This window comes from Infirmifilum sp., assembly GCF_049970975.1.
GTDB classification, from domain to species: domain Archaea; phylum Thermoproteota; class Thermoprotei; order Thermofilales; family Thermofilaceae; genus Thermofilum; species Thermofilum uzonense.
In genome coordinates this window covers 1-8,259 of sequence record NZ_JBMFLX010000057.1, presented here as the reverse complement: position 1 = coordinate 8,259, position 8,259 = coordinate 1, and the positions used below count along the sequence as shown (strand labels likewise).

Here is an 8,259-nt window from a genome sequence, read left to right as displayed (position 1 = left end):
TACAAAATGTAAGTCTTCGAGTCGAGCTCTTGAACCCTTGGATCCTCGCACCCCCTCATGTCCTCCTTTCTGGAAGGATAGATCACTATCCGTGTAGGAATTTCTTCGGGCAACAGGCCCTCCAGCGAGGCCTGGATGTCCAGCGAGAAAACGCCTATGGATGATACATACCAGTAATAGTCAAAGACGATTCTAGGATAAACGAAGAGTTCTCTCCCACGCAAGATGGCACCGGGGTTGAAGGCCGCAGATGGGTGTTCACGAACATAGTTGGTTATCTTCAGAGAGGCTGGAGTTATCAAGCCTACCCGTTTGAAGACCTTTTCTGTCGATGATTTTCTGAGGCCGGAAAGACGGTGATAATATTCCTTGTACAATGAGTAGAGTTTCTTTGTCAATGCGTCGTTTTTCTCTAATTTTTTCTCATTGCTCATAATCATTAAATATAAAGCCTTTTTTATGAAGCTTTTTGAGTAAGGTTTAAATACTACTTTTGGTAGTAAATTTCTTGGTGAAGGGGTTGACAACCCAAGGAAGCCCTGAGAAGGGCAAGAAGACAAGCTCTACTTTGATCCTTGCCGCTGCCATCGTAATACTTGCCCTTATTGTCGGCGCTGTATTCCTCCTGCAGCGCCCAGCACCCACACCCTCCCAGACCGTTGTAATTCGTTTCGCGGGTTGGAGTGCAGGAGAGACTGAGATGAAAAGCTACCAGAAGATGATTGACCTATTTGAAAAGCAAAACCCCAACATAATAGTCAAGTATGAGGTCATAACTCAGATGTTCTCGGAGAACATCCTTGCAAGCTACGCTGCAGGAGCCGCGCCGGATGTATTCTACCTTGACTCCGCGTGGGCACCAACCTTCATATCTAAGGGAGCTGTATACCCGATAGGGGATAAGCTCCCCAAGGACTTTGTAGACCAGTTCTATCCATTCCTGTTAGAGCCTTTCAAGGGATCAGATGGAAAGCTTTACGGAGTGCCCAAGGACTGGTCCGTCCTCTCATTATTCTACAATAAGAAGCTCTTCGCCCAGGCAGGAGTGCCTGAGCCAACCGAGAGCTGGACATGGCAAGACCTTTTCAACGCTGCGAAAACTATATACCAGAAGACCGGAAAACCTGGACTCGTCATACACGCGGAGTTTAACCGCTGGCTCCCATATTTGATGTCTAACGGAGCCCCGCCGCCCACCTTTAGCAGCGCTGCCGATGCTGCTTACTTTGACAATCCAGCTGTTAAGACAGCATTAACAAACTTCATCACGCTATTCCAGCAAGGGAGGAAGGAGGGATGGATAGTCATACCATCTGATGTAAACGCCGGGTGGTCGGGAGAAGCGTTTGGTAAGGAGCTTGCTGCGATGACCATCGAGGGAAGCTGGATGATACCTTACATTGCCGACCAGTTCCCGAACTTTAAATATGGAAGCGACTGGGATCTTTCGTTGATCCCACAGGGCTCTTCAGGGAGAGCAACAATGGCATACACTGTCGCGCTCGGCGTGAACTCGAAGACTGAGAATATCGACGCTGTAATAAAGTTCCTAATGTTCATTGAGGGGCCTGACGGCCAGCGTGAACTAGTCGTCAAGATGGGTCATACCCTACCCTCGATAAAGTCTCTGGCTAACGACCCTAACCTTTGGCCCTCACACGCAAAGGAGCTAAGCAACATCGGAAAGTACAACATAGTTAAGGTCTTCTTCTACGGGCCCAAGACAGGCGACCTGGAGGGCCAGTTCAACCAGGTTCTCCAGGCTGCTGTTAGAGGCGAGGTCAGCGCGTCTGAGGCTCTTTCACTTTTGAAAACCAAGGTTTCACAAAGCTTTAAAGGCTGAAAGAAGAATTTTAAAACGGGAGGGATTAAAAAATATGTCTTTTTTTGAGGAGTCCCGAAGAATAGAAGCTCTAGTTTTTATCTTGTTCACATTATACCCTTTAACTCTCAACTTCTTCTTCGGCTATTTCTCGATGATGTTCGCCTTTACCCTGAGCCTCTTCGAGTGGGATATTCTGACACCCATGAGATTCGTTGGACTCAGAAACTTTTACGAAATGTTTCTGGAGATAGCAAAAGGGTTCCATGAGTTGATTACTTCTCCAACGCTTGTCTATTTACGCGAGCCATTCTTCAATGGGCTTAAGAACATTTTGATCTATACGGCCATGGTAGTGCCTATACAAACCCTTCTTGCCCTCGTTCTAGCCGTTATAGGAAACCAGAAGATTAGAGGGTCACACTTCTTCAGAGTAGCATACTTTCTACCAGCAACAACCTGCCCCGTGATAGTATCACTCATCTTTATATGGCTCTTCATGAAGGATGGTTTTATAAACTACTTTGTTTCGGCTCTAACCGCGGGGTTTAAGCCTGACTGGCTAAATGACCCGAACTTCCTCCTGCCTGCGATAGCCATAGTAGCAATATGGGGGACAAGCGCTCATTTCTCTGTTACGTTCCTTGCGGGCTTGCAGGCCCTCCCGAGAGAGGTTTACGAGGCTGCAAGAATCGACGGTGCGAATGCCTTCAACCGATTCGTCCATATAACGATGCCGCTATTAAAGCCTCTGATAACTTATGTAGTTGTTCTAGGAACAATAGGTGCTTTACAAATGTTTGACCTTGCATGGGTTATGGCGGGGTCTGGTGGAGGCCCTGGGGGTGCAGGCTATACTATAGCCCTGGACATCTACAACACTGCTTTCATCCAGCTTAGGTACGGGTATGCTGCGGCCAAGGCTGTCCTCTTGTTCGCAATTATATTCACTTTAAACTACTACGTGCAGAAAAAGCTTGAGTTCGCAAGGGTGGTTTAAGTGGACAAGGGTAGAAGCGTGTACACGCTTCTATATGTCTTCTTTGCTTATACAATAATGAGCATCCTAGCCCTTATCTACCTGATGCCATTTGTCAGATCAATATTCGCGTCCTTCATGACCTGGGCTCAGGCATCCGCATACCCTCCCCAATGGATTCCAAACCCATTCACTCTAGAGAATTACTTGAAGCTTTTTAGACTCTCCTATTTTCCTAGGTGGGTCTTGAATACTGTATTTGTAAGCGCTTTGATAGTGGCTGCTAATACTGTCACGGCTTCTATGGCGGGATATGCCTTCGCAATTTTAAGGTTCCCTAGGAAAGAGCTCCTCTTCAGCGCCCTCCTTACACTCCTCATGGTTCCACCTTTCATCACACTCATACCTAACTTTATACTGGTCACGAAGCTCGGGCTTATAGACAACCTGCTTGGCTTAGCGCTTCTTGGATCAGCAAGCGTATCAGGCATTTACCTGATGCGGCAATACTACCTTTCCTTTGGAAAGGAGCTCTTTGAAGCTGCAAGAATCGACGGCGCAGACCCCTTGAAATCCTTCTTCTATGTAGCTTTGCCCCTCTCGAAGCCAGCGTTAGGCGCGTTGGCTATCTACCAGTTCCTGGGCTCCTGGAACGCTTTTCTAGGGCCACTCGTCTTTTTAAGGAGCGTTGAAAACTTCACTTTGCCTGTCGGCCTGAATTTTGCATTTAGCCGTAACATGTGGACTGAGTACACGCCAATTATAGCCGGGAGCCTCATAGCTTCGGCTCCAACAATAATATTGTACGTGCTTCTAAACAAGTACATGATTAAAGGGACGGTCGTGTCTGCGAAGAAGGGGTGATCCGTGTGAGCGTAAGCCTCAAAGGTGTAACGAAGAGGTTTGGAGACCTAATAGCTGTAAAGAACGTAAACCTCGAGATTCAGAAAGGCGAGTTCTTCGTATTCCTCGGACCTTCAGGCTCAGGCAAGTCCACTCTGCTCCGAATAATAGCCGGCCTTGAGGAGCCTGACGAGGGGGAAGTGATTATAGACGGTAAAGTGGTGAACAGGGTAGACCCCAGTAAGCGCGACATTGCTTTCGTGTTCCAGAACTATGCGCTCTACCCACACATGAAGGTCTACGACAACATAGCATTCCCGCTCAAGATGAGGAAATACCCACGTGAAGAGATACATACCAAGGTCCTCGAAGCCGCCGAGATGCTAGGGATACGACACCTCCTGGAAAAGTATCCATACCAGCTGTCCGGAGGTGAGCAGCAAAGGGTAGCCTTGGCTAGGGCTATAGTGAGGCGTCCCAAGGTATTCCTCCTAGACGAGCCCTTAAGCAACCTTGATGCGAAGCTCCGCGTACGGCTTAGATTCGAGCTTAGAAAACTCTTACACGACCAGCTTAACACGACGACGATCTATGTTACGCACGATCAGGCCGAAGCCATGACTATGGCGGACCGCATAGCCGTAATAAACAAGGGCGAAGTCGTGCAGGTAGATACTCCTGGAAGGCTATACAATAATCCTGTCAACACGTTTGTCGCGGGATTCATTGGTACGCCTCCCATGAACCTTCTTAAGGCTCGGCTGCAAAATGGTAGGATACAATTGGGCAGGCTATCTATTTTCTCGCCGATGCTCGGCGAGAAAAAGGAGACACAGGATGTAATACTGGGTATTCGCCCCCAAGACGTTAAAATCGGGAGCGAGGAGGGCATAAAAGCTACACTCCTAGGCGTAGAAAAACTAGGCGGCGGCGTGATAGTACATGCTCTCCTAGAAGATCAAGAGATAACTTCCTATAGCGAGCAAAGGGGCTTAGACGCAAAGATAGAGGGAAAGGGACATATCGCATTATTGTTCGACGGTCCCTTGTATATCTTCGATGCATCAACTGATGAGCTAGTAAAGGTTTTAACTGATTACAAGTTTGAAGTGACGTAAACCTTTGTAGGCCAGGAATCCATGAAAAGTATTTTTATTTACCGTTAATACCCTTCTACGGGTACGACTCTCCTTGTCGACAGAATCTCTTCATGAACTGCTCAAAAAACTCGGGTTTACAAGTTACGAGGCTAAAGCATATATTACCCTAGTTCTCAATGGATCCCTCACAGCCACCGAGCTAGCTATGAAGAGTGAGATACCGCAGCCGAGGGTCTATGACATTGTTCAATCGCTCCTGGAAAAAGGCCTAATCATGGTATCCGAGGGCAGGCCGAGAAAATTTCAGGCTATCTCACCCACTGTTGCCCTCCGGAATTATGTGAACAGAAAGCGCCAGCTCGAGGACGAGGCTCTCGAAACTTTTCTTGCAGAGCTTACCTCTCACGCACCTGCCTCTACAGAAGCAGGGGTATGGACTTCCTCTGGTTACACATCAGCGTTAAACCTACTTCGCGATTCATTTTTTATTGCAAGTGACGAGCTCCTATTTGCAGGATACTTGGAGATATTAGAAGAACTTGAGGAGGCCGCCAAAAAGCCTCTCTCTACCTGCGTAGTCTTATATGACGCCATTGAAGAGGCCACTGGAAACCTAAAACTTTACGATGAAGTCAGGGTTAAGCCCACCAAAGCTCCGGTCATGCTCATACCGGATTTCAGACATGCTCTTGTCATTATAGACTGGGAGACTAGAAAGCCTACATCCTACCTCATAACAGATGAAAACCTCATCAAAATATTCGCTGTCTATTATTTGAGCTATATTCGATCCGGCTCTAAGCTCATCCATAGCAGGTTAGACACACTCGACAAGAGAAGCTATGTTCACCTGACGAGAGCGCTCGACCACGTCAGGATACTGAGAGAGAAAGGAAGACGAGTGTTCGTCCGAGTAATTGGCAGGCGAACATCTGATGGTAGACTTGTTGAGCTTGAGGGTGAGGTCGTCGGGGAGTTTGAAAACTCGTTTAGGAGTATAGGATATCTTACAGTGAGGCTTGCCGACGGCAGAGAGGTGACCGTTGGAGGCATTGGAGCCTATCTTGAGGACGTAGAAGCTAGGAGAATCGAGATAATAGCACAAAAATAACAATTACATATGAATTATGAATCTATAATTCTACGCGGTAAGTCTTACCTCGATATTTGATATTGAAGGAAAGTTTCAAGCCATATGCTTTCTCTGGTCCCTCGAAGGTAATCGTCTCTCCCTCGCGAAGCCTCAACAAGCCGAAGAGGATAGCCATCCACACCCCGCCAGCCGATCCAATGTGGAATCCATCCTTAGAGTTTTTGTAAACGTCTGCGAGATCCGCTTGGGCTGCAATCTTAAGCATTCTTAACCCTTCCTCAATCCTACCTATGTACAGTGCAGCAGCCGCATACATAGGCAGCGAGAGAGAGCTCGCATGGGTTGTCCTGGGAAGATAATATTCATAGTTTTTCTCAATGACCTCCCGGGTAAACTTTTCTCTGAGCAAAAACATGGCTGCGACAACATCTGCTTGTTTAATTAACTGATAGTCCTGGATGGATTGTAGAACACTGGGGGGAAGGCTTTTCTCACCGATAACGCCTGGGTCGAGCTTGTAGTCCTTTAGCTTGAAGTAGCCGTCAAACTGCTCGCATAGTCCATCTTCGCCACAATTAACGTAGATCCCTTCTGCTATGTTCTCCCATGTCGTAATTTCTTCACTGCTAACTCTTAACTCGTCGAGGACAGGCCTGAGAGAGATGTCTGATTGTGCCCGCTTGCTATAGCTGGCGGCCAGCTCTAGATTGTGTCTAGCCATCAGATTTGTGTAGAAGTTATTGTCCACACCCACATGGTACTCGTCAGGGCCTATAACGTTCCTTATCACGTACCTGCTTAGCCGCGTGTCCCATTCGACGCGTGAGGTCCAGAACCTCGCTGTTTCTACAAGTATTCTTAACCCGCATTCAGCGAGGAAGTCCTTATCGCCGGTAAACCTGTAGTACATGTCCACTGCGTAAGCTATATCTGCAGTTATATGGTGCTCCTGATCACCTGTATATATTCTGACTTTTTTAGAGCCTGTGAGATCCAGGGGGACTTCCCTTGGAGTAGCCTCCACCCCATCGTCCGCGCTTTCCCAAGGATACTGGGCGCCTCGATAGCCGTTTCGCTTAGCGTTTTCGATGGCCGCTTCGAGTAGCCGACACCTGAATGTCAAAATTTTCCTGGCAGCGTCTGGCTTGAAAAATAGATAGAAGGGGAAGGCGTATATCTCTGTATCCCAGAAAACGTGGCCTCGATAACCATAGCCGTGGAGGCCTTTTGCGGGAATCGCAAAGACGTCGCTTTGATCATTGTATATCTGGAGGAGGTGAAAAGTGTTGAAGATGAGTGAGTCGGCTAATTCTTCATCCCCGCTTACGTTAAGGTTTATCTCTCTCCACTCCTTTTCCCACTCTCTCATGTGTTCCTGCAGGAGGCCTTCAAGGCCCCTGGATTTGGCGTTCGTTAAGGCAGAGTCAACGGTAGAGGAATCAAACCCATAGACCGCTAGTCTTTCTAAGTTTAATATGTCTCCAGGGCGTACGTCTAGGCTTAATACCTGGCCTATCTTAGAATTTGTCGTAAAATTGTTTACTGGGGCCTCAGGTACCGAAGATGCAACTGATGCAATATATACTTTGTATCTGTCATCGGCTGTTACCACCTCGACCCTGGGATATGCCTTGTTTTCTAGTGATACCACCCTGAAGAGCCTCACGGAGACCTCTTGTGGAACAGAGGGGTTTGAGAACTCTAGCTCTACAGGGGCTTTGACGAAAAGCCTTCCACGAGCATTCAAGCTCTTAATACTGGCCTTTATACCCAAAAGACCTTTAATGTTCTTGTGAACAAATCTAACGCTCTTGTACGCGAAGCTTCCCAAAGGCGACGTTAGAGTTGATTCTATCTCAAGGAGCCCATGCTCCACGTCGAGAGTATACAACACGTTTTCAGGCTTGAGGGGAACTCCTTCAAACTCGGCGTAGATTGCATGAGCCCTTGGGAGGTTAACAAGCTCCCTGTAAAAAACCGGGGTGTACGAGTACACGCCCGCGATGAAGGTACCCTGCTTGGACTCCAAGAACTCTGGATCTCCTCTAACACTAATGTAGCCGTTAGAGAGGGTGGTCAGCGTAGCTATCGTTTCTCGCTCAAAGTACTCTTCACTAAAAGTAAACTTCTTCTTCAATACTCACACCCCAGCCGAACAACTAGGTCGCGAGGAGACCAATATGAGAAATCCTCTATCACTATATCGGCCCCGTACTCCCGAAGCTGCGGGTCAAAGCATCCAACAGCCTTTCCACCCGCTTCTTTCGCTGCACGTACCCCAGCAGGAGCATCATCGAAGAATACGACGCAGGATATTCTTCCTGAGGTAATCCTTAACGCTTCGGAAAAAGCGGCCTTGAAAACTTCTAGCTTTGAAGCCCCCTTTCCACTCACATCAAAATCGAAGAGATCTGATAGACGA

The 8,259-nt window shown here is 47.7% G+C and carries 6 protein-coding genes and 2 pseudogenes; 5 read left to right on the top strand and 3 right to left on the bottom strand.

Translation table 11 applies throughout. From position 1 onward, the window contains the following. Positions 1-434: pseudogene (locus tag ACP5KC_RS07485) on the bottom strand (hypothetical protein); the annotation flags it as partial. Between the two features lie 86 nt (positions 435-520). Here ACP5KC_RS07485 and ACP5KC_RS07480 point away from each other — a divergent pair. The 5 genes from ACP5KC_RS07480 (at position 521) to ACP5KC_RS07460 (ending at position 5,855) form a co-directional block, all read left to right on the top strand. Next, complete coding sequence (locus tag ACP5KC_RS07480) at positions 521-1,843, top strand: ABC transporter substrate-binding protein (protein WP_428287129.1); 1,323 nt, start codon at positions 521-523, stop codon at positions 1,841-1,843. A 34-nt stretch (positions 1,844-1,877) separates the two neighbouring features. Then, positions 1,878-2,822 carry a carbohydrate ABC transporter permease gene (locus tag ACP5KC_RS07475; protein WP_424740710.1) on the top strand — a complete coding sequence of 315 codons (945 nt, stop codon included), beginning with the start codon at positions 1,878-1,880 and terminating at the stop codon, positions 2,820-2,822. Next, a complete protein-coding gene (locus ACP5KC_RS07470; RefSeq protein ID WP_236944916.1) occupies positions 2,823-3,665 on the top strand; it encodes a carbohydrate ABC transporter permease in 843 nt (280 codons plus the stop codon). A gap of 5 nt (positions 3,666-3,670) precedes the next feature. Then, the gene (locus ACP5KC_RS07465) at positions 3,671-4,762 is read left to right on the top strand and encodes an ABC transporter ATP-binding protein (RefSeq protein ID WP_424740713.1); all 1,092 of its coding nucleotides are present in this window, start codon (positions 3,671-3,673) and stop codon (positions 4,760-4,762) included. A gap of 73 nt (positions 4,763-4,835) precedes the next feature. Next, positions 4,836-5,855: a TrmB family transcriptional regulator gene (locus ACP5KC_RS07460; protein WP_428287128.1), complete on the top strand. Its 1,020-nt coding sequence runs from the start codon at positions 4,836-4,838 to the stop codon at positions 5,853-5,855. A 22-nt stretch (positions 5,856-5,877) separates the two neighbouring features. Here ACP5KC_RS07460 and ACP5KC_RS07455 read toward each other — a convergent pair whose 3' ends face one another. Further along, the gene (locus tag ACP5KC_RS07455; RefSeq protein ID WP_428287127.1) at positions 5,878-7,974 is read right to left on the bottom strand and encodes a glycoside hydrolase family 65 protein; all 2,097 of its coding nucleotides are present in this window, start codon (positions 7,972-7,974) and stop codon (positions 5,878-5,880) included. Then, positions 7,971-8,259 (bottom strand): annotated as a pseudogene (locus tag ACP5KC_RS07450) (hypothetical protein); the annotation flags it as partial. The pseudogene ACP5KC_RS07450 and the gene ACP5KC_RS07455, both read right to left, overlap by 4 nt.

Coding starts and splice junctions, on each gene's coding strand:
- ACP5KC_RS07475 (WP_424740710.1), top strand. CDS start 1,878: ATGTCTTTTTTTGAGGAGTCCCGAAGAATAGAAGCTCTAGTTTTTATC.